At 70.1% G+C, this 18618-nt stretch carries 20 protein-coding genes; 9 read left to right on the top strand and 11 right to left on the bottom strand.

All coding sequences use genetic code 11. The annotated features are described in order from the left end of the window. The first annotated feature begins 37 nt into the window (after nucleotides 1-37). The 6 genes from fliR (at nucleotide 38) to A8M77_RS27790 (ending at nucleotide 6206) form a co-directional block, all read left to right on the top strand. Nucleotides 38-787, top strand: coding sequence for a flagellar biosynthetic protein FliR (gene fliR / locus A8M77_RS27765; RefSeq protein WP_086924692.1), 750 nt, complete (start codon nucleotides 38-40; stop codon nucleotides 785-787). A 106-nt stretch (nucleotides 788-893) separates the two neighbouring features. Beyond that, nucleotides 894-1361 carry a DUF1036 domain-containing protein gene (locus A8M77_RS27770; protein ID WP_086924693.1) on the top strand — a complete coding sequence of 156 codons (468 nt, stop codon included), beginning with the start codon at nucleotides 894-896 and terminating at the stop codon, nucleotides 1359-1361. A 118-nt stretch (nucleotides 1362-1479) separates the two neighbouring features. Next, on the top strand, nucleotides 1480-2223 hold the full coding sequence (locus A8M77_RS27775; RefSeq protein WP_086924723.1) for a protein-L-isoaspartate(D-aspartate) O-methyltransferase: 744 nt from the start codon (nucleotides 1480-1482) through the stop codon (nucleotides 2221-2223). Beyond that, the gene (locus A8M77_RS27780; RefSeq protein WP_086924694.1) at nucleotides 2223-4613 is read left to right on the top strand and encodes an SAM-dependent methyltransferase; all 2391 of its coding nucleotides are present in this window, start codon (nucleotides 2223-2225) and stop codon (nucleotides 4611-4613) included. Before A8M77_RS27775 ends, A8M77_RS27780 begins: the two co-directional genes overlap by 1 nt. 33 nt (nucleotides 4614-4646) lie before the next feature. Continuing rightward, nucleotides 4647-5582, top strand: a complete 936-nt coding sequence (locus A8M77_RS27785; protein WP_086924695.1) for an aldo/keto reductase — start codon at nucleotides 4647-4649, stop codon at nucleotides 5580-5582. Between the two features lie 3 nt (nucleotides 5583-5585). Next, complete coding sequence (locus tag A8M77_RS27790) at nucleotides 5586-6206, top strand: DUF6064 family protein (RefSeq protein ID WP_086924696.1); 621 nt, start codon at nucleotides 5586-5588, stop codon at nucleotides 6204-6206. Here the strand turns inward: A8M77_RS27790 and A8M77_RS27795 are convergent. The 9 genes from A8M77_RS27795 to A8M77_RS27835 all read right to left on the bottom strand — a co-directional run bounded on the left by A8M77_RS27795 (nucleotide 6197) and on the right by A8M77_RS27835 (nucleotide 13745). After that, nucleotides 6197-6994, bottom strand: coding sequence for an alpha/beta hydrolase (locus tag A8M77_RS27795; RefSeq protein WP_143694780.1), 798 nt, complete (start codon nucleotides 6992-6994; stop codon nucleotides 6197-6199). The two genes, A8M77_RS27790 and A8M77_RS27795, sit on opposite strands and share 10 nt — an antisense overlap. 71 nt (nucleotides 6995-7065) lie before the next feature. Beyond that, entirely contained in the window at nucleotides 7066-7398 is a 333-nt protein-coding gene (locus A8M77_RS27800) for a hypothetical protein (protein ID WP_238136997.1), read from the bottom strand. Nucleotides 7399-7506: 108 nt separating this feature from the next. Then, a complete protein-coding gene (locus A8M77_RS27805; RefSeq protein ID WP_086924697.1) occupies nucleotides 7507-7821 on the bottom strand; it encodes a cytochrome C oxidase subunit IV family protein in 315 nt (104 codons plus the stop codon). 13 nt (nucleotides 7822-7834) lie between these two features. Beyond that, the gene (locus A8M77_RS27810) at nucleotides 7835-8542 is read right to left on the bottom strand and encodes a heme-copper oxidase subunit III family protein (protein ID WP_086924698.1); all 708 of its coding nucleotides are present in this window, start codon (nucleotides 8540-8542) and stop codon (nucleotides 7835-7837) included. Next, nucleotides 8539-9171, bottom strand: a complete 633-nt coding sequence (locus tag A8M77_RS27815) for a bb3-type cytochrome oxidase subunit III (protein WP_086924699.1) — start codon at nucleotides 9169-9171, stop codon at nucleotides 8539-8541. The genes A8M77_RS27810 and A8M77_RS27815 overlap by 4 nt, the downstream gene beginning before the upstream one ends. Then, nucleotides 9168-10928 (bottom strand): cytochrome c oxidase subunit I, encoded by a 1761-nt coding sequence (locus A8M77_RS27820; RefSeq protein WP_086924700.1) that lies wholly within the window; start codon nucleotides 10926-10928, stop codon nucleotides 9168-9170. Before A8M77_RS27820 ends, A8M77_RS27815 begins: the two co-directional genes overlap by 4 nt. A 93-nt stretch (nucleotides 10929-11021) precedes the next feature. Beyond that, a complete protein-coding gene (locus tag A8M77_RS27825) occupies nucleotides 11022-12212 on the bottom strand; it encodes a cytochrome c oxidase subunit II (protein ID WP_086924701.1) in 1191 nt (396 codons plus the stop codon). Between the two features lie 44 nt (nucleotides 12213-12256). Continuing rightward, a complete protein-coding gene (locus A8M77_RS27830; protein ID WP_086924702.1) occupies nucleotides 12257-12772 on the bottom strand; it encodes a DUF1269 domain-containing protein in 516 nt (171 codons plus the stop codon). 85 nt (nucleotides 12773-12857) lie between these two features. Further along, the gene (locus A8M77_RS27835; RefSeq protein WP_086924726.1) at nucleotides 12858-13745 is read right to left on the bottom strand and encodes a methylglyoxal synthase; all 888 of its coding nucleotides are present in this window, start codon (nucleotides 13743-13745) and stop codon (nucleotides 12858-12860) included. A gap of 89 nt (nucleotides 13746-13834) precedes the next feature. Here A8M77_RS27835 and A8M77_RS27840 point away from each other — a divergent pair, with 89 nt between their 5' ends. From A8M77_RS27840 to A8M77_RS27850, 3 genes are all read left to right on the top strand, one after another. Beyond that, on the top strand, nucleotides 13835-14542 hold the full coding sequence (locus A8M77_RS27840) for a LuxR C-terminal-related transcriptional regulator (RefSeq protein WP_086924703.1): 708 nt from the start codon (nucleotides 13835-13837) through the stop codon (nucleotides 14540-14542). Beyond that, entirely contained in the window at nucleotides 14539-16359 is a 1821-nt protein-coding gene (locus tag A8M77_RS27845) for an ATP-binding response regulator (protein ID WP_443272787.1), read from the top strand. Before A8M77_RS27840 ends, A8M77_RS27845 begins: the two co-directional genes overlap by 4 nt. A 103-nt stretch (nucleotides 16360-16462) precedes the next feature. Beyond that, the gene (locus A8M77_RS27850) at nucleotides 16463-17362 is read left to right on the top strand and encodes a CsgG/HfaB family protein (RefSeq protein ID WP_086924704.1); all 900 of its coding nucleotides are present in this window, start codon (nucleotides 16463-16465) and stop codon (nucleotides 17360-17362) included. 13 nt (nucleotides 17363-17375) lie between these two features. Here the strand turns inward: A8M77_RS27850 and A8M77_RS27855 are convergent, their stop codons facing one another. Then, nucleotides 17376-17987, bottom strand: coding sequence for a DUF4337 domain-containing protein (locus A8M77_RS27855; protein WP_086924705.1), 612 nt, complete (start codon nucleotides 17985-17987; stop codon nucleotides 17376-17378). A 60-nt stretch (nucleotides 17988-18047) separates the two neighbouring features. After that, nucleotides 18048-18551, bottom strand: a complete 504-nt coding sequence (locus A8M77_RS27860; protein WP_086924706.1) for an Lrp/AsnC ligand binding domain-containing protein — start codon at nucleotides 18549-18551, stop codon at nucleotides 18048-18050. Nucleotides 18552-18618: the final 67 nt, after the last annotated feature.

Below are 18618 nucleotides of genomic sequence, written 5' to 3' on the forward strand. Positions count from 1 at the left end.
CGTCCTCTCCGTCACCTCGGCGGAGCTGAACGCCTGGATGGTGGCCTTCCTCTGGCCCTTCGTGCGCATGCTGGCGCTGATCGGCACCGCGCCCATCTTCGGCGAACCCACCGTGTCGCGCCGCGTCAAGGTCGCGCTCGCGGCCCTGCTGGCCATCGCGCTGGCGCCCACGCTGCCACCCATGCCGCAGGTGCCGGTGGTGTCGATCGGCGGCGTGTGGATCGTGGTGCAGCAGGTGCTGATCGGCGCGGCCATGGGCTTCGCGATGCGCATGGTCTTCGCCGCCGTGCTGGCGGCGGGCGAGTACGTGGGCCTGCAGATGGGCCTGTCCTTCGCTTCCTTCTTCGACCCGATGAGCGGAGGCGCCACCATGGTGGTGGCACGGCTGCTGCACATGCTGGCGATGCTGATCTTCCTCGCGGTGGACGGGCACCTGCTGCTGGTCACCGCCCTGGCGCAGAGCTTCCAGGCGCTGCCCATCGCCGACGCGCCGCTGGCGGCGCAGGGATGGCTGCTGCTGGTGCACGGCGGTGCGCAGATCTTCGCCACCGGCTTCATGCTGGCGCTGCCGCTGATCACCGCGCTGCTCACGCTCAACCTCGCCATGGGCATCCTCAACCGCGCCTCGCCGCAGTTCAGCATCTTCGCGGTGGGCTTTCCGCTCACGCTGCTGGCAGGGATCGGGATGCTGCAGCTCCTGATGCCGCAGCTGGGCGCCTTTCTCGGGCCGCGCTTCGCGAGCGGGCTGGCGTCGCTGATGGACTTGACGCAGGCGCTGCGGCCCTGATTCCCGGCGCCGGCCTCCTCTTTCCGGAGGACGCCGACCGCATCGATCGAGAATCCAATAGCGTTCAGGCGCGCCGCAGGCGAACGCCATCAACAGGGAGACGAACATGTGGAAACGCCGCCTGGAATCATTCGTCCTGTGCACTTCGCTCAGCCTGGGCAGCACAGCCGTTCACGCGTTCGACAGGGCCATCTCGTTCTGCAACCGAACGACGTCCCCGGTGGACGTCGCCATCGGGGTGGATTTCGCCGGCACCTCGGAGACCACGTCGAAGGGTTGGTACAAGGTTCGCGGCTGCACCTGCCGGTCCATCCTTCATGCCGACTTGCGGGCCACCGAGATCTTCTTCCTGGCCACCCGATCGGGCTTCGACAACGTGCTGCAAGGGGGGCGGGCGCCGCTGTGCGTGACCGAGCGGGGCTTCAGCTTCCAGGCCCAGAACGCCAGTGCGCAGAGTTGCCGCAGCGCAGGAGGCCACTGGGCCACCTTCAAGATGTACGACACGGGCACCAAGACGAACTATCGCCTCAACCTGAGAAGCCAGGGGCAGTGCAACCTGATGGACGACACCTAGCCGGCCGCCTCGGCGCCAGGGGCATCGGCGCCAGGCTGGACTGCATGCGCCAGCGCGTCCATGATGGGCGAGATCCGCAGCTTTGGTCAGCGCTGGCCGCGCCGCCGAATCGAAGTCGATGCCCACCTCCGCCGTCCGCCTCGCTGCCGGCGCCCTCCTTGCCGGCGCCCTGACCGCCGCGCCGGCCGCGGCCTCCGACGATCGCGCCGACGAACGCCAGCGCCTGATGCAGGTGCTCGCCTCGCAGATGCGGGAGGCCGGCGGCGCGAGCGGCCGGCCGGGCCTGTCGCCGCGCGTGGCAGCCGCCCTGGAGCAGGTGCCCCGTCATGCCTTCGTGCCGCCCGACCAGCAGCCCCACGCCTACCAGAACCGGCCGTTGCCGATCGGCCATGGCCAGACCATCTCCCAGCCCTACATCGTCGCGCTGATGACCGAGCTGGCGCAGGCGCAGCCCGAGCACAAGGTGCTCGAGATCGGCACCGGCTCCGGCTACCAGGCGGCCGTGATGGCGCAGCTGGTGCGCGCGGTCTACAGCATCGAGATCATCGAGCCGCTGGGCCATGCGGCGCGCGAGCGTCTGCAGGCGCTGGGCTACGCCAACGTGACCGTGCGCCTGGGCGACGGCTACCACGGCTGGGAGGAACACGCGCCCTACGACGCCATCCTCGTCACCGCCGCCGCCAGCCACATCCCGCCGCCACTGGTGCGGCAGCTCAAGCCCGGCGGGCGCATGGTGATCCCGGTGGGCGCGGCCTTCATGGTCCAGCAGCTGATGCTGGTGGAGAAGAACGCCGACGGCACGGTCTCGACGCGCCAGATCCTGCCGGTGGTCTTCGTGCCGCTGACCGGCGGCGGCCGCTGATGCACCGCACGCCGGTGCTCGCGGTCGCGCTCGTGTCAGCCGCCGCGCTGGCCTACGAGATCCTGCTGATGCGGCTCTTCTCGATCGGCCTGTGGCACCACTTCGCCGCGATGATCATCAGCCTGGCGCTGCTGGGCTACGGCGCCAGCGGTGCGCTGCTGACGCTGGCGCCGCGGGCGATCGAGCGTCATTTCGCGCCGCTCTTCTGCGCCTTCGCGGCGGCCTTCGGCGTCGGCGCGGCGCTGTGCTTCCTGCTCTCCCAGCACCTGCCCTTCAATCCGCTGGAGCTGCTGTGGGACCCGTGGCAGCCGGTGTGGCTGATGGGCACGTACCTGCTGCTGTCGCTGCCCTTTCTCTGCGCGGGCGCCTGCGTGTGCCTGGCGCTGGCGCGCTTTCGCGGCATGCAGGCGCGCATCTACAGCTTCGACATCCTGGGTGCGGGCATCGGCAGCCTGGGCGTGGTGGGCCTGCTGTTCGTGCTGTCGCCGCAGTCGGCGCTGAAGCTGGTGGCCGCGCTGGGCTGGCTGGCGGCGGCCTGCGCCTGGGCCGAGAGTGGCAGCATGCGGCGCTGGCCGATGGCGATGCTGCTGCTCGCGGGCGCCGGCACGACACTGCTGCTGCCCGCCGCCTGGCTGGCGCCCGCGATGTCGCCGTACAAGGAGCTGGTGCAGGCGCTGCGCGTTCCGGGCACGCACGTGGTGCTGGAACGCTCGAGCCCGCTGGGCCTGGTCAGCGTGATCGAGAGCCCCCAGGTGCCGCTGCGCCATGCGCCGGGCCTGAGCCTCAACGCCACGGCCGGGCCGCCGCAGCAATGGGGCGTGTTCACCGACGGCGAAGGGCTGAACGCGCTGGCCCGCTTCGACGGGCGGCGCGAGAGCCTGGCCTACCTGGACCAACTCGCCTCGGCCCTGCCCTACCACCTGCTGCAGCGCCCGCGGGTGCTGGTGCTGGGGGCAGGCGCGGGCGCGGACGTGCTGCAGGCCCACTACCACGGCGCCGCGCGCATCGATGCGGTGGAGCTCAACCCGCAGGTGGTGAGGCTGGTGCGCGAACGCTTCGGCGAGGCCAGCGGCGGCCTCTACGATGGCATCGCGCAGCCCCACGTGGCCGAGGCCCGCGCCTTCCTGGCCACCGGCCGCGAGCGCTACGACCTGATCCAGGTCGCGCTGCTCGACGGCTTCAGTGCCTCCTCGGCCGGATTGCATGCGCTGGCCGAGAACTACCTCTACACGGTCGAGTCGCTGCAGGAACAGCTGCGCCGCCTGCGGCCCGGCGGCCTGCTGGCGATCACGCGCTGGGCCACGCTGCCGCCGCGCGACATGCTCAAGCTGTTCGCGGCGGCGATCACGGCGCTGGAGCGCGCGGGCGTGGCCGACCCGGCCGCGCGGCTGGTGCTGATCCGCAGTTGGAAGACCAGCACCCTGCTGGTGAAGAACGGGGTCTTCGACGCCGGCGAGATCGCGGCGGTGCGGGCCTTCTGCCAGGCCCGATCCTTCGACCTCGGCTACCTGCCGGGCATGCGGGCCGAGGAAGCGAACCGCTACAACCAGGTGGAGGGCCCCACGCTCTTCGACGGCGCCACGGCGCTGCTGGGCCCGGGCCGCGAGGCCTTCCTGCGCGACTACAAGTTCCACATCGACCCGGCCACCGACGACCGGCCGCACTTCTTCCACTTCTTCAAGTGGCGCTCGCTGCCGGAGCTGCTGGCGCTCAAGGGCCGCGGCGGCCTGCCGCTGATCGAATGGGGCTACCCGGTGCTGGCCGCCACGCTGCTGCAGGCCGTGCTCGCCAGCCTGCTGCTGATCGGGCTGCCGCTGGCCTGGATCACGCGGCACCGGGCCGCCGCCCCGGGACCGCCCGGCGCGCGGGGCCGCGTGCTCCTCTACTTCCTGGCGATCGGCTTCGGCTTCATGTTCGTCGAGATGGCGTTCATCCAGAAGTTCGTGCTGTTCCTGGGCCATCCGCTCTACGCGGTCGCGGTGGTGCTGTTCGCATTCCTGCTGTTCGCCGGCATCGGCAGCCGCGCCGCGGCGCGCGGGCCGCCGCTTCGGTGGGTTGTGGCGGCCATCGTGGCCTCGGCGCTGCTGTGCCTGCTCCTGTTGCCGCTGCTGCTGCGCCATGCGATGGGCTTGCCGGAGGCGGCGCGCATCGCGCTCGCGGCCGGGCTGATCGCGCCGCTGGCTTTCTTCATGGGCATGCCCTTTCCGCTGGGGCTGGCCCGGGTGGAGGCGCTCGATGCGCGGCTGGTGCCCTGGGCCTGGGGCATCAACGGCTGCGCCTCGGTGGTCGCGGCGGTGCTGGCCACGCTGCTGGCGATCCACCTGGGCTTCTCCGCGGTGGTGCTGATGGCGCTGGGGCTCTACGGGCTTGCGGCGGCGGCGCGTCCTTGAGACCATGCAGGCTCATTCCCGAGGGAAGCATGCATGTCCGCAGGTCAGCGCATCACGCCGACCCGCCGCGAGTTCCTGTTGGCGCTCGCGGCGGGCCTTCCGCCCCTGGCGGGCCACGCCCAGCCGCAGCAGCGGCCACGCGGGCCGGCCACCCGCACCATTCCCGCCACCGGCGAGCTGGTGCCGGCCATCGGGCTGGGCAGCTGGATCACCTTCAACGTCGGCAATGACCCGGCCGCGCGCGCCAACTGCGCCGAGGTGATGCGCGCCTTCTTCGACGCCGGGGGGCGGATGATCGACTCCTCCCCGATGTATGGCTCCTCGCAGTCGGTCATCGGCGAGGGCCTGGCGCGCATCAACCGCACGGCGGGCGTGTTCGCGGCCGACAAGGTCTGGATCGGCAGCGGCACGCGTGGGGCGCGGCAGATCGAGGAGTCGCGCCAGCTCTGGCGGGTGCCGCGCTTCGACCTGCTGCAGGTGCACAACCTGCTCGCCTGGGAGCAGCATCTGCCGGCGCTGTTCGCGATGCGCTCGGCCGGCCAGCTGCGCTACGTGGGCATCACCACCTCCGAGGGACGCAGGCACAAGGAGATCGAGTCGATCATGGCCAGTCAGCCGATCGACTTCGTGCAGGTCAGCTACAACCCGCTGGACCGCGAGGTGGAGTCGCGCATCCTGCCGCTGGCGCGCGAGCGGCGCATCGCGGTGATCGCCAACCGGCCCTTCCGGGAGGGTGCACTGCTGCGCGCGCTGAAGGCGCATCCGCTGCCACCCTGGGCGGCCGAGCTCGGCTGCGACGGCTGGGCGCAGTTCGTGCTCAAGTTCATCATCTCGCATCCGGCCATGACCTGCGCCATTCCGGCCACCCGCAGCGTGGCCCACGTGCAGCAGAACATGGGCGCGGCGCTCGGCCCCCTGCCCGACGCGGCGATGCGCGAGCGCATGGCGGCGCACCTGCAGGCGCTCTGAGCAATGTCGGCGTGGTGGAGCTACCGGCCGTCGGACTTCCTCCTCTTCTCGGCGCAGACCTATCACCGGCTGTTCGAGCTCTACAACGCGGAACTCTGGCCGGCGCAGCTCTTCGCCGCGGCGCTCGGGCTCGCGCTGGTGTGGCTGCCGGCGAAGGGACGGCCGGCCGCGGCCGGGCGCGCGATCTTCCTGCTGCTGGCGGCCTGCTGGTGCTGGGTGGCCTGGGCCTTCCACCTGCAGCGCTATGCGGCCATCAACTGGGCCGCGACCTGGTTCGCCGCGGGCTTCGCGCTCCAGGGCCTGTTTCTGCTGCTGGCCGCGTGCATCGAATGGGAGCGGGCACACCGCGCGCGGCGCACGCTGGGCCTGGCGCTGCTGGGCTTCGCGGTGCTCGTTCAACCCTGGCTCGGCCTGGTGCTGCGCGGCCGCCCGTGGACCGAGGCCGAGTTGTTCGGGATGGCGCCTGATCCGACCGCGCTCGGCACGGCTGGTTTGCTGCTGGCGCTGCGCCCTGCCGCGGGTACACGCTTCGGGCAGGTGCTGTGGTGGCTGGCGTGGCCGATCCCGCTGCTGTGGTGCGCGATCGGCGCGCTCACGCAGTGGACGCTGGCTTTTCAGGACTGACCGAGCATGAACGCCATTGCCGCCTGCCACCAGCGCGCATCGACCAGCCCGGGCCAGTCGTTGTGCCCGGCTGCCTCCACCGTCACCAGGCGCTTGGGCGCGGCCAGCGCCTCGTGCAGCGCCAGGCCCAGGCGCGCCGGCACCACGTTGTCGCGGCTCGCCACCACCACCAGCACCGGGCGGCCGAAGCCGGCCAGGTTCCCGGCGCTGTCGTAGCGGTCACGCAGCAGCCAGCGCACCGGCAGCCAGGGATAGTGGTATGACGCCACGCTCACGAGCCGATCCCAGGGCGTGATCAGCATCAGGCCGGCCACCGCGTCGCGCTGCTGTGCCGCCGCCGCGGCTGCCACGCCGGCCCCCAGCGACTCGCCGATCACCACCACCGGCGCTCCGAACGCGCGATGGGCCTGCGCAATGCTCTCGCCCGCATCCTCGACCATGCTGCGCTCGCCCATCTCGCCGCCGCGCGGGCCATAGCCGGGGTATTCGGCCAGCAGCACGCGAAAACCCTCGCGCGTGAGCATGTCGGCGTAGTAGCGGCGATGGCCGGCATGCCCCGCATTGCCGTGGAAAACCAGCACCGTGCCGCGTGCTGCCCCGGACGGCTGCGCCAGCAGCGCGCGGAAGTCCTGCGCCGAAGGCCAGGGCTCCAGGCCGCCGGAGGCCATCTCGGCCACGGTGGCCGAAGCGGGAAAGTAGAGCAGGCGGTCCTGGAACATCGCAACTCCAGCCAGTCCGATCGCGCAGGCCAGGACGAACTTGAGCACGGGGGCGAGGACCTGGGTCATGGATGGACGGGATCTTGTTCGGCAGCCATTGTCCACGCTCTGCTCGGCCGGAGTGCCGGCCCGGCCCGGGCCTACGGCGCCCGGACCTCGTCTTCCTGCGTGTGCGCACCGGAGACCGCGTCGGCCGACCGCGGCTTCTGCGCACGCCACCACGCGATCAGGCGATCGAAGTCGCCGTCGAAGACGCGGTGCTTGAGCTCCTCTCCCACCATCGAGCAATGCGCCGCGGCGGCGAAGTCGAGCACGGTCCGGCTCGCGACGCGATCGCAATCGAGATAGATGCGCTTGAGCTCCTCGGCGCTGGTCGCCGCCAGGTGCGGGCGCGGCGGCTGCGCGAGGGCAGGACACGCCGTGAACAGGGCCAGCACCGCCGCGGCAACGCCGCGCAACAGGTCCGTTGCCATGAGCCACCTCCTTGCTTTCGTTGGCATGCGCATCACGCACGCCCCCACTCTAGAGGCAGGCGCCTCGTGGCGAATCCACCTTTCGAGGGAGCTGGCGGCCTGCGGCCCTCAGCCAAAGAACAGCAGCCGCGACAACAGCGTGTGCCCGGCCTCCGCCGCCATCAGCCCCACGAACACCAGCAGCGCCAGCGGCGGCACCAGGATCGCGTAGACCAGCGACAGCCGCTCCCAGGCCATGTGCATGAAGACCGCCACGATCAGCCCCGCCTTCAGCAGCATGAAGGTGAGGATCAGCCCCCAGCGCAGCAGGCCCTGCAGGTGCAGGTAGTCCACCAGGTACGACATTGCGCTGAGCACGAACAGCAGCCCCCAGATCTTGAGGTAGAGGCTGATCGGATGTTGCTGGCCGGTGCCGGGATGCATGGTGACGCCCTCCTCACCAGAGATAGAACAACGCGAAGATGAAGACCCACACCAGGTCCACGAAGTGCCAGTACAGGCCCGCGATCTCGACGATCTGGTAGTTGCCGCTGGCCTCGTAGTCGCCGCGCAGCAGCTTGAAGGCGACGACCAGCAGGTACACCACCCCGCAGGACACGTGCAGCCCGTGGAAGCCGGTGATCATGAAAAAGGCCGAGCCGAACTGCGCCGCGCCCATCGGGTTGCCCCAGGGCCGCACGCCCTCCTCCAGGATCAGCTTGGACCACTCGAAGGCCTGCATGCCGACGAAGACCTCGCCGCACATGGCGGTCACCAGGATCAGCGCGGCCGCGTTGGCGCGGTCGTGGCGGTACGCGCAGTTCACCGCCATCGCCATCGTGCCGCTGCTGCTGATCAGCACGAAAGTCATGATCGCGATCAGCAGGAGCGGCACCTCCGCGCCGCCGACGGTCAGCGCGAACACCTCGCTCGGATTGGGCCAGGGGACGGTGGTGGAGACGCGCACCGTCATGTAGCCGATCAGGAAGCAGCTGAAGATGAAGGTGTCGCTCAGAAGGAAGATCCACATCATCGCCTTGCCCCACGAGACGTTGAAGGCCTCGCGGTCGGAGGACCAGTCGGCGACCAGTCCGCGCCAGCCCTCGGCCGCGGCGGGCGGTGCCAGCACGGGCGGGGCGATGGGAGGCACGGCGGCTGTGTTCATGAGGAGACTCCGCAGATGAAACGCGCCACTTCCGGCGTGAGCCAGCCGAGCGCCGCGAAGAGCACGACCCAGACCGCCAGCAGGAAGTGCCAGTAGCGCGCGCACAGCGCGATGCGCCAGGCCAGGCTCGCCGGGTCGGCCGCGGGCTGCCAGGCGGCGCGCGCGGTCCAGGCCCAGGCGGCGACGCCGCCGGCCACGTGCAGGCCGTGCACCGCCGTCAGCAGGTAGAAGAAGCTGCCGCCCGGGTTGCCGGCCGGCATCACCTGCGCGGCCAGCAGGACCGCCCAGGCCCACCACTGCACCGCCAGGAAGCCCAGCGCGCCGAGCCCGCCGGCCAGCAGCCACCGGCGCGTGTCGCGCAGCAGCAGGCCGCGCGCCGCCGCGGCGCTGCGCTGCAGGGCCACGCTGCCCGCGGCCAGCAGCGCCGAGCTGAGCCACAGCTGCCAGGGCAGCGCGATCTGCACCGCGTCGCTGCCGCTCATGCGCATCACGTAGGCGACGAGGAACAGCGAGAACAGCGCCGTCGCCACGCCCATGAACACCCACAGCCCGATGCCGGCGGCGATCGCGGCCGCGCGCGGTTCGGGCCAGCGGCCGTAGCGGCCGGCCAGCGCGGCGCCGCCGTTCATGCCCTGGCCTCCTTGCCGTCCGCCTCGGGCTCCTGCCCGCCGGCCTCGGGCGGTGCGTTCTGCGCGATGAAGTCCTCGCGCACGCCCGGCACCGCGTAGGCGTAGGCCCACCGGTGGACCACCGGCAGCTGCGGCCCCCAGTTGCCGTGCACCGGCGGCGTCTGCGGTGTCTGCCATTCCAGCGAGGCGGCGCGCCACGGATTGCCGCCGGCCGGCTTGCCGTGGCGCACGCTCCACGCCAGATTGAAGAGGAACAGCACCTGCGCCACGCCGACGGCCAGCGCCACCACGGTGATGAAGGCGTTCAGGCTGAAGGCCGAAGGAGGGATGAACTGGTAGTGGTCGAAATTGTAGTAGCGCCGCGGCATGCCCAGCAGGCCCAGGTAGTGCATGGGGAAGTAGATCGCGTAGGTGCCGATGAAGGTGATCCAGAAGTGCAGCTGCCCCAGCCGGTCGTCCAGCATGCGGCCGGTGACCTTCGGGTACCAGTGGTAGATGCCGCCGAACACCACCAGGAGCGGCGCCACGCCCATCACCATGTGGAAGTGCGCCACCACGAAGTAGGTGCCCGACAGCGGAATGTCCACGCTCACGTTGCCGAGCCACAGACCGGTCAGCCCGCCGATCACGAAGGTGGAGATGAAGGCCAGCGAGAACAGCATCGGCACCGTCAGGTGGATGTCGCCGCGCCACAGCGTCAGCAGCCAGTTGTAGACCTTGATCGCGGTGGGCACCGCGATGATCAGCGTGGTGGTGGCGAAGAAGAAGGCGAAGTACGGGTTCATGCCCGCGACGAACATGTGGTGCGCCCACACCACCAGGCTCAGCCCCCCGATCGCCACGATGGCCCAGACCATCGTGCGGTAGCCGAAGATGCTCTTGCGCGCATGAACGCTGATCAGGTCCGACACCAGCCCGAAGGCCGGCAGCGCCACGATGTAGACCTCGGGATGGCCGAAGAACCAGAACAGGTGCTGGAACAGCAGCGGGCTGCCACCCTTGTACTGCGTGGCCTGCCCCATCGACAGCAGCGCCGGCATGAAGAAGCTGGTGCCCACCGCGCGGTCCAGCAGCAGCATCACGCCGCTGACGAAGAGCGCCGGGAAGCCCAGCAGCGCCAGGATGGTGGCCACGAAGATGCCCCACACCGACAGCGGCATGCGCAGCAGCGTCATGCCCCGGCAGCGCGCCTGCAGCACCGTGGTGACGTAGTTCAGGCCGCCCATGGTGGTTGCGACGATGAAGATCAGGAGCGACACCAGCATCAGCACGATGCCGGCGTCGCTCCCGGGCGTGCCGGGCAGGATGGACTGCGGCGGGTACAGCGTCCACCCCGCGCCGGTGGGCCCGCCCGGGACGAAGAAGCTCGCCATCAGCACCAGCACCGAGAGCAGATAGACCCAGAAGCTCAGCATGTTCATGTAGGGGAACACCATGTCGCGCGCCCCCACCATCAACGGGATCAGGTAATTGCCGAAGCCGCCCAGGAAGAGCGCCGTGAGCAGGTAGATCACCATGATCATCCCGTGCATGGTGACGAACTGGTAGTAGCGCTCGGGCGTGATGAACTGGAAGACGCCGGGAAAGCCGAGCTGCAGCCGCATCAGGTTGGACAGCACCACGCCGATCACGCCTACCGCGATGGCGGTGCAGGCGTACTGCACCGCGATCACCTTGTGGTCCTGGCTCCAGACGTAGCGGGTCCAGAAGCTTCTCGGTTCATCGTGGTGGGCGACGGGGACGACGATGCTGGACATGGACTTTCCTTCATTCCACGAGGCGCGTGCCCATTGGAGTACCTTCGCCTGCGGCTGCGGTACGAGCCCCCTTCGGAGCGGCCGGGCGGGGTCTCATCGCTGCGCCTTCTGCTCGGTCGCGGCCGCCGGCGGGGCGGGGCCCAGATTCTTGATGTAGGCCACCAGCGCTGCCACCTCTTCGTCGCTCAATGGGATCTTCGGCATCACCGGCGCGAAGCCCTTGACGCCGCGGGCCTGCGGATCGCGGATGAAGGCGCCCAGATAGGCGTCGTCCACCAGCGCGGTGGAGCCGTCGCGCATGTTCTCGGTCTTGCCGTACAGGCCTTTCCAGCTCGGGCCCACGCGCGGGCTGCCGTCGATGCTGTGGCACGCCACGCAGCCCTTGGCAGCAGCCAGTGCGCGACCCTGGCCGACCACGCCGCCTTCGCTGGAGGGCGGCTTCTGCGTCATCGCGAAGGTCTCCAGGCCCTTGAGCCAGGCCTGGTAGCCGGCCGCGTCCTCCACCACCACGTGGGCCCGCATGTTCGGATGGCCCACGCCGCACAGCTGCGAGCACATCGCCTCGAAGCGGCCGGCCACGGTGGGCGTGAACCAGAAGGTGCTGATCTGGCCCGGCACCATGTTCATGCGGGCGCGGAAGTTGGGCGCGAAGAAGTCGTGCAGCACGTCGTGCGAGCGCAGCATCATGTGCACCGGGCGGCCCAGCGGGATGTGGATCTCCTGGTCGGAAACGAGGATGTCGTCCTGCCCCGCCGGATCGGCCGGATCCAGGCCGAAGGGGTTGGTGGGCGTGACGAAGCGCGTCTCGGTCAGGCCCAGCTTGTTGTCCGCGCCGGGCATGCGGAAGCGCCACTGCCATTGCTGGCCCAGCACCTCGATCGTCAGCGCATCGGGCGGCGCCTTCACGTAGCTGGCGTAGACCACCAGGCCCGGGGCCAGCAGCGCCATGATGCCGACGGTGCTGATGCCGATCAGCCAGCGCTCCAGCCGCTTGTTCTCCGGCTCACTGAGGTACCTTCGCTTTTGGCTGCGGTATTCGCTTTCGGAGCGGCCGTGCGGCTCATGGGCCGCGCGCCGGCCCTCCCGATGCCGATAGCGCACCAGCGTGTAGACCAGGAACAGGTTGATCGCGACGAAGAAGATGCCCGTGATCACCAGCGTGATGGTGATGGTGTCGTCCATCGACTTCCAGTTGGACGCCAGCGGCGTGAACCACCATGGGTTGATGAAATGGAAAAGCACCGAGGCGACGACGATGAGCGCCAGCACGGCTGCCATGATCATCTGCGGCCTCCTTCGTCGATTCGCCGCTCATGCGGATTCAGAACTCAGGGGAAGGCCGGAACCATCCGCTCCTCGCCGGCGAAGCGGGCTTCCGGGTGGGTGCGCTCGAACAGGGCCTCGATCTCCGCCACGCGCGCCGGCGGCAGGTCGACCATCACCAGGATCTGGCCTGCCAAGATCGCGCTCTCGAAGCGCGCGAGCCGCGGACTGGGAATGGAAATGCCGATCATGCTGGAGGACCAGGTGCCGACCAGCCCGCCCAGCACCGCCAGCGCCGCCGCGACTTCCCACTGCGGCGCGTCGCCGGTGATGGGAAACGCCAGCGCCGCCACCAGGCCGGCGACCGCGCCCACCGCGCCACCGATCACCAGGCCGCTCTTGGCGGCATGCACGAGGTCCGAGGTCTGCCAGACGTTGGCCGCATGGAGCCCGCGCATGTCCGCGCCCTCGGGGCCTGCGAAATGGATGTGCGCGGCGTCGACACGCGCCTGCACCAGGTCATGCATCACCCGCCGGGCGCTGGCCGCGTCGGGCATCAGCCAATAGATGCGTCTCTTCATGGCGCCCTCCTTTGTCGTCTTGCGACGAAGGAAACCATGAAGCCCTTATATGCCAGCGCGCAAGGGTTATCAAGGATGCGTGTCCCTAGCCCGAAAAGGCCGCCGCCCAGCGCCCGGCCATGGCCGGCGAGTTGAAGCAGGTGGTGCGGCGCGTCACGCTGCACACGGCGCGCTCGAGCAGTTGGATGTCGGCCTCGTGCTGGCGCGCCACGTGCGGGTCTTCGAAGAAGATGGCCTTCTGGCAGCGGCCCTCCAGCACCAGCTCGGCGATCTGTGCATCGCCGCCGAGCGGGCCGCTCTGGTAGCGCTGCACCCAGGGCCGGTCCGCGGGCCAGCCGCGCGCCCAGGCCATGTCGTTGAGGCGGCCGCCGGTGGTGCCGGTGCCCACGCGCAGCGCGAAGCGCGACAGCAGCTCGAAATGCCGGGACGCGAATTCGACCATGCGGTCCTTCAGCGCATCATGCGCAATCAGCGCGACCGTCTGCGCCTCGATGGAGCGCCAGTCGCCGGCCATGCCCGGCACGGCCAGGCCGGCGCTGGCCAGTTCCACCGCGATCCATTCCTGCGCACCCGCGACCGTGGAGACGAAGGGCTTGCCGTGCACCACGCACTGCCGCTTCAGTGCGAGCGTCTCCGGGTAGAGCGAGGTGGGATCGACGGGATCGATCAGGTAGATCACGCCGTCGAGCGCATCCGCCGCATCCAGCCCGCCGGCAATGCGGGAGACCAGCCGCATCACGCCGCCCTCGCGACCGCTCGGGTAGCGCACGCGCTTTTCGTATCCGGCCAGCAAGCCGAGGCGATCGATCGCCTCGGCGGTGCCGCCCACCGCATGCAGCTCGATCCCGAGCGCGCGGATGCCTGCATCGCAGGCGCGCAGCCAGGCGGCCAGGCCGGACTGCTCGCCGCTGCGGTGCAGGCGGCTGGCGACGAGGCCGAAGCGAAGCGAGGGTGGGGTGCCGGTACTGGACATGATCAGGTGCGATCGATGGTACGCCGCGCCCATGACTTCCGGCACTTCTGCGCCGCCGCCCCGCCGCTAACATTGCGCGCGTGAACGCCATGGAGTCCCTCCCCGCCCCCTCGGCCGGCACGCGCGATCGCGCATCGCCGTGGCCCCCCTCCCGCGCCATCCTGGTGGTGGACGACCACGACCTCGTGCGCCTGGGCGTGCGGGCGCTGGTGCAGGCGCAGGCCCCGTCCATCGAGTCGACCATCGAGGTGCTCGAGGCCGGCACCGTGGCCGACGCGCTCGCGCTGTACGAGGAGGCGCGGGAGCGCATCGGACTGGTGCTGCTCGACCTGGCCCTGCCCGATGCGGAGGACCTCGGCGGCCTCGCCCGGTTCCGCGCCCGCTTTCCCGACGCGCGCATCGTCGTGCTCTCCGGCACCGACAGCGCCACGCTGGCGGAAGGTGCGCTGGCCCTGGGCGCCAGCGCCTTCCTGCCCAAGTCCGCGGACCTCAAGGAGGTGGTGAGCTTCATCCGCGCCTGCGGCCTGCTCGACATCGATGGCGCCGTCAGCCTCCCGCCCGCGCCGCGCGCCACCGCCGGCGACCACGCCGGGCCTGCTCACAGGAATGCCTGCGCCTGGCAGGAACTCACGCCGCGCCAGCTCGAGGTGCTGCAATGGGTGCTGGAAGGCAAGGCCAACAAGGAGATCGCGCGGCTGGCCAACCTGAGCGAGGGCACGGTGAAGAACCACGTCTCGACCCTGCTGCTGCTCTTCGGCATGCGTTCGCGGGCCCAGCTGATCAGCAGCCTGCGTTGAAACGCACTGACCGCCAGAAGGACCGCCAGGAGGCGCCGCAGGCCGGCGACGATCCCCCCCTGCACACCGAACTCGGCCAGCGCGTGCTGCGCGAGCACGTGGCCGCGATCTACTTCAACTACAGCGCGACCTTCATCGCCCGCTTCGCCTTCATCGGCGTGGTCGGCGCCTTCATGCTGCTGCAGCTGGACGAGCCGCTGGTGCTGCCCTTCCTGGTGCTGCACGTGCTGCTGTACCTGCACCTGTGCTTCATGCCGCGCTGGACGCCCGAGGCGCCTCTCGGGCAGAGCGCCTTCTGGGCCCGGCGCATCACCTTCGTGGCCGCCATGCTCGGCTTCGCCGACGGGCTCGCTCCCTGGATCTTCGTGCCGGCCGGCAACCTGCCGGCCACCGCGGTGCTGATGGTGGTGATGATGGGCAATTGCGCCCGCGCCGTGCAGTCCCTGCGGCCGGTGAAGGCCGCCCTCTTCGGCCACACGCTGCCCATGATGGGCGGCCTCATCACCGCGCTGCTGTGGGAAGGCGGCGGCACCCACCTGTTCCTGGCCGCCTTCGCCTCGGTCTACCTGCTGATGATGCTGCGCGTGGGCGTGCAGGAGCATCGGCTGCTGACCGAATCGCTGATGCTGCGCTTCGAGAAGGAAAGCCTGGCCCTGCGCCTGGGCGAGCAGATCGCGGCCACCGAGCGCGCCAGCACCGAGAAGAGCCGCTTCCTCGCCACCGCCAGCCACGACCTGCGCCAGCCGCTGCATGCCATCGCCCTCTTCGGCGCCGCGCTGGAGAACGCGCTGCAGGGCCGCCCCGAGGGACAGAACGCGCAGCGGCTGATGCTGGCGGTCAACGCCCTGGGCTCCTCGCTCGACAGCATGCTCGACGTCTCGCGCCTGGATGCGGGCGTGGTCACGCCCGAGGTGCAGCCGGTGCAGCTCGACGCGCTGTTCCTCCCCCTCAACCACATGTTCTCGGCGCAGGCCGAGCAGCGGGAACTGCAGCTGCGCGTGCGCGCCAGCAGGCTGTGGGTACGCAGCGACCCGCAGCTGCTGCACCGCATGCTGGCCAACCTGATCGACAACGCGCTCAAGTACACCGCCGCCGGCGGCGTGACGGTGGCCGCCCGTGCACGCGGCGCCCAGGTGTGGATCGAGGTGCGCGACACCGGCATGGGCATCGCCCAGGGCCAGCAGGAGCGCGTGTTCGAGGAGTTCTATCAGGTCGGCAACCCGGGCCGCGACCGCTCGCGCGGGCTGGGCATCGGCCTGGCGATCGTCAAGCGCCTGTCGCGCCTGCTCGACCATCCCGTGCAGCTGCATTCGCGGCTGGGCCGCGGCACGCGCTTCCGCCTGCTGCTGCCGGCCGCCGAGGCGCCCGCCGGCGCGCCGGTCGTGCCGGTGCCGGCGGAGATCGGCTGGCAGCGCCGCGCCATGCCCGCCATGCCGCCGCTGGCCGGCCAGGTGCTGCTCGTCGACGACGAGGTGGAGATCCGCCAGGCCATGCGCGAGCTGCTGCGCGCCTGGGGCCTCGAGGTCTGCGCCGCGGCCAACGAGGTGGAAGCGCTGGAGATGCTCAGCCCGGACCGGCCCATCGCCCTGCTGATCTGCGACCTGCGCCTGGCCGGCGGCGCCGACGGACTGGCGCTGGGCCAGCGACTGCGGCAGCGCTTCGCCCCGGCCGCGCCGCTGCTGCTAATCACCGGCGAGACCGCGCCCGAGCGCCTGCAGCGCGTGCGCGCCTCGGGCGTGCCGGTGCTGTTCAAGCCGGTGGAGGCCGGCCTGCTGCTGCGCACGCTGCGCGAGCTGACGGCCACGCGCCGCACGTGACTTTCGGCACTGGCGGACTGCCGTCGCGGCCCGTAACTTCCGGTGCGGCCGCCTGCGGCCCCGATCCTGTTTCCTTCACTTCGCATCCTTCGATGCGCCAGCCATGACTCTTGCAAGACCTTCCCTCGTCGCCGCGCTCACCGCCCTGCTCGCCCTGGCCGGCTGCCAGACCACCGACATGCAGATGGGCAGCCAGGGCGCCAAGACGGTGGCCACCGGCAGCGCCGCCGGCGCGGCCTCGGCCAACACCAGCAGCGCGCTGGAGCGCTGCCCCTCGCCGCTGGGCACCGTCTCGCTGATCGAGAACCAGCAGGCCGGCTGGTACACCATCCTGCGCAACGAGTACCGCCTGCCGCCCACCGCCAACCTGCTGCGCCTGCTGATCCAGCAGTCCAACTGCTTCGTGGTGGTGGAGCGCGGCGCGGCCGGCATGAACGCGATGACGCGCGAGCGCGAGCTCATGCAGTCCGGCGAGATGCGCCAGGGCAGCAACTTCGGCCGCGGCCAGATGGTGGCTTCCGACTACGGCCTGTCGCCCGAGATCGTGTTCAACAACAGCGATGCCGGCGGCGCGGGCGCGGCGCTCGGCGGTCTGGTCGGCCGCGGCCGCTACAGCAACGTGCTGGGCCAGCTCGGCGCCAGCCTCCAGACCAAGGAAGCCAGCACCCTGCTGACCTTGATCGACAACCGCTCCGGCGTGCAGGTCGCGGCCTCCGAGGGCAGCGCCTCCAAGACCGACTTCGGCGGCTTCATCTCGCTGGCCGGCGGCTCCGGTGCCGGCGGCCTGGGCGGCTACACGAACACGGCGCAGGGCAAGGTGATCGCCGCGGCCTTCATGGACGCCTTCAACCAGATGGTCGTCTCGCTGCGCAACTACAAGGCGCAGACGGTGCAGGGCCAGGGCCTGGGCGGCGGCGGCCGGCTGGGCGTGGATGGCGGCGCGGCGCCCTCACAGACGTCGGCGCCCGCGGAGAGCAACGGCAAGGGTCGTCGGCGCAAGTGAGCAGTCGGGCCCGTCAGATGTGCAGAACCGCCAGCCCGCCCACCACCAGCCCACCGGCCGCCACGCCCACCATCGCCCATTCCAGCCACTTCCTGCGCGTGAGCAGCGCGATCGCGGCGAGTGCGATCGAGACCTGCAGCGCGGTCGTGGCCTGCGCCCAGCGGTGATGCTGGTGCAGTTGCTCGTCCGACTTGCGGTCCCAGTCCCGGGCCTCCTGCTCCAGGCCCTGCGCCACCAGCTGGATCTCGGCCTTCTCCTTTTCGTAGCGCGTCACCTTGTCCTGCCAGGCCTGCCGGCGATCCTCCGGCGAGGTGTCGCGCGCGAACTCCGCGAGCGACTGCTTGGTGCTCTTGGACTGGAAGTAATTCCACTGGTTGGAAGCCTCGGTCTTCTTGATGCCCGCGTTGTTCTTGTAGAGCCCCGCGTTGGCCTGCGTGAGCCCGCCCATGTACGCGAACACGGCACCGACCGTGGCGATGATCGCGGTGCACACCGCGATCTGGTTGATCATGCTCTTGCCGCCGCCGTCATGCGCGGCCTCGACGGGATGATGATGCTCACCATGCCCCGCGTGCTCGAGCTCATGGTCGTGCGGGCCGTGCACATGAAAGCCTTGTCCTGACATGGAAATCTCCGATCAAACGAACCAGGAAGCGAGCGCGGATTCTGCCCGACGCCTGCACCGTCAAACGCCCGGAAGGACCAGCCGCGCAGAGTTCTTGACCTCCTCCATGACGGCATAGGTGCGCGTCTCCCGCACGCCGGGCAGCTGCCACAGCACCGTGCCGGCGAACCGCCGGTAGTCGTTCATGTCGGCACTGCGCGTCTTGAGCAGGTAGTCGAAGCCGCCGGCCACCATGTGGCACTCCATGATTTCCGGACGCACCTGCACGGCGGCCTTGAATTCATCGAACACGTTGGGCGTCGTCCGGTCGAGCAGCACTTCGACGAAGACCAGCATGCCGGCGCCCAGCTTCAGGGGATTCAGCCGCGCCTCGTAGCCGAGGATGTAGCCCTCCCGGGTGAGCCGCTGCACGCGCGCCAGGGCGGCGGTCGGCGACAGGCCGATCTCGTCGGCCAGCTTCAGGTTGGTGATGCGGCCGTCGGCCTGCAGGGCCGAAAGAATCCGCAGGTCCAGCCGGTCCAATCCTGGAAGCCCCGCGGCTTCTTCTAGTGATTTGTTCTGCATTTCATCAAATCTTCGAACAACAATTTTGCATCTGTGGCGGCATTATGCGTGTTATCACTAGCTCATC

The organism is Variovorax sp. JS1663, assembly GCF_002157355.1.
Lineage (GTDB): Bacteria > Pseudomonadota > Gammaproteobacteria > Burkholderiales > Burkholderiaceae_C > Variovorax.

Excerpts from the sequence above, each read along its gene's own strand:
- fliR (WP_086924692.1), top strand. The coding sequence starts at position 38 with ATGGTGGCCTTCCTCTGGCCCTTCGTGCGCATGCTGGCGCTGATCGGC.
- A8M77_RS27770 (WP_086924693.1), top strand. The coding sequence starts at position 894 with ATGTGGAAACGCCGCCTGGAATCATTCGTCCTGTGCACTTCGCTCAGC.
- A8M77_RS27775 (WP_086924723.1), top strand. The coding sequence starts at position 1,480 with ATGCCCACCTCCGCCGTCCGCCTCGCTGCCGGCGCCCTCCTTGCCGGC.
- A8M77_RS27780 (WP_086924694.1), top strand. The coding sequence starts at position 2,223 with ATGCACCGCACGCCGGTGCTCGCGGTCGCGCTCGTGTCAGCCGCCGCG.
- A8M77_RS27785 (WP_086924695.1), top strand. The coding sequence starts at position 4,647 with ATGTCCGCAGGTCAGCGCATCACGCCGACCCGCCGCGAGTTCCTGTTG.
- A8M77_RS27790 (WP_086924696.1), top strand. The coding sequence starts at position 5,586 with ATGTCGGCGTGGTGGAGCTACCGGCCGTCGGACTTCCTCCTCTTCTCG.
- A8M77_RS27795 (WP_143694780.1), bottom strand. The coding sequence starts at position 6,994 with ATGACCCAGGTCCTCGCCCCCGTGCTCAAGTTCGTCCTGGCCTGCGCG.
- A8M77_RS27800 (WP_238136997.1), bottom strand. The coding sequence starts at position 7,398 with ATGGCAACGGACCTGTTGCGCGGCGTTGCCGCGGCGGTGCTGGCCCTG.
- A8M77_RS27805 (WP_086924697.1), bottom strand. The coding sequence starts at position 7,821 with ATGCATCCCGGCACCGGCCAGCAACATCCGATCAGCCTCTACCTCAAG.
- A8M77_RS27810 (WP_086924698.1), bottom strand. The coding sequence starts at position 8,542 with ATGAACACAGCCGCCGTGCCTCCCATCGCCCCGCCCGTGCTGGCACCG.
- A8M77_RS27815 (WP_086924699.1), bottom strand. The coding sequence starts at position 9,171 with ATGAACGGCGGCGCCGCGCTGGCCGGCCGCTACGGCCGCTGGCCCGAA.
- A8M77_RS27820 (WP_086924700.1), bottom strand. The coding sequence starts at position 10,928 with ATGTCCAGCATCGTCGTCCCCGTCGCCCACCACGATGAACCGAGAAGC.
- A8M77_RS27825 (WP_086924701.1), bottom strand. The coding sequence starts at position 12,212 with ATGATCATGGCAGCCGTGCTGGCGCTCATCGTCGTCGCCTCGGTGCTT.
- A8M77_RS27830 (WP_086924702.1), bottom strand. The coding sequence starts at position 12,772 with ATGAAGAGACGCATCTATTGGCTGATGCCCGACGCGGCCAGCGCCCGG.
- A8M77_RS27835 (WP_086924726.1), bottom strand. The coding sequence starts at position 13,745 with ATGTCCAGTACCGGCACCCCACCCTCGCTTCGCTTCGGCCTCGTCGCC.
- A8M77_RS27840 (WP_086924703.1), top strand. The coding sequence starts at position 13,835 with ATGGAGTCCCTCCCCGCCCCCTCGGCCGGCACGCGCGATCGCGCATCG.
- A8M77_RS27850 (WP_086924704.1), top strand. The coding sequence starts at position 16,463 with ATGACTCTTGCAAGACCTTCCCTCGTCGCCGCGCTCACCGCCCTGCTC.
- A8M77_RS27855 (WP_086924705.1), bottom strand. The coding sequence starts at position 17,987 with ATGTCAGGACAAGGCTTTCATGTGCACGGCCCGCACGACCATGAGCTC.
- A8M77_RS27860 (WP_086924706.1), bottom strand. The coding sequence starts at position 18,551 with ATGCAGAACAAATCACTAGAAGAAGCCGCGGGGCTTCCAGGATTGGAC.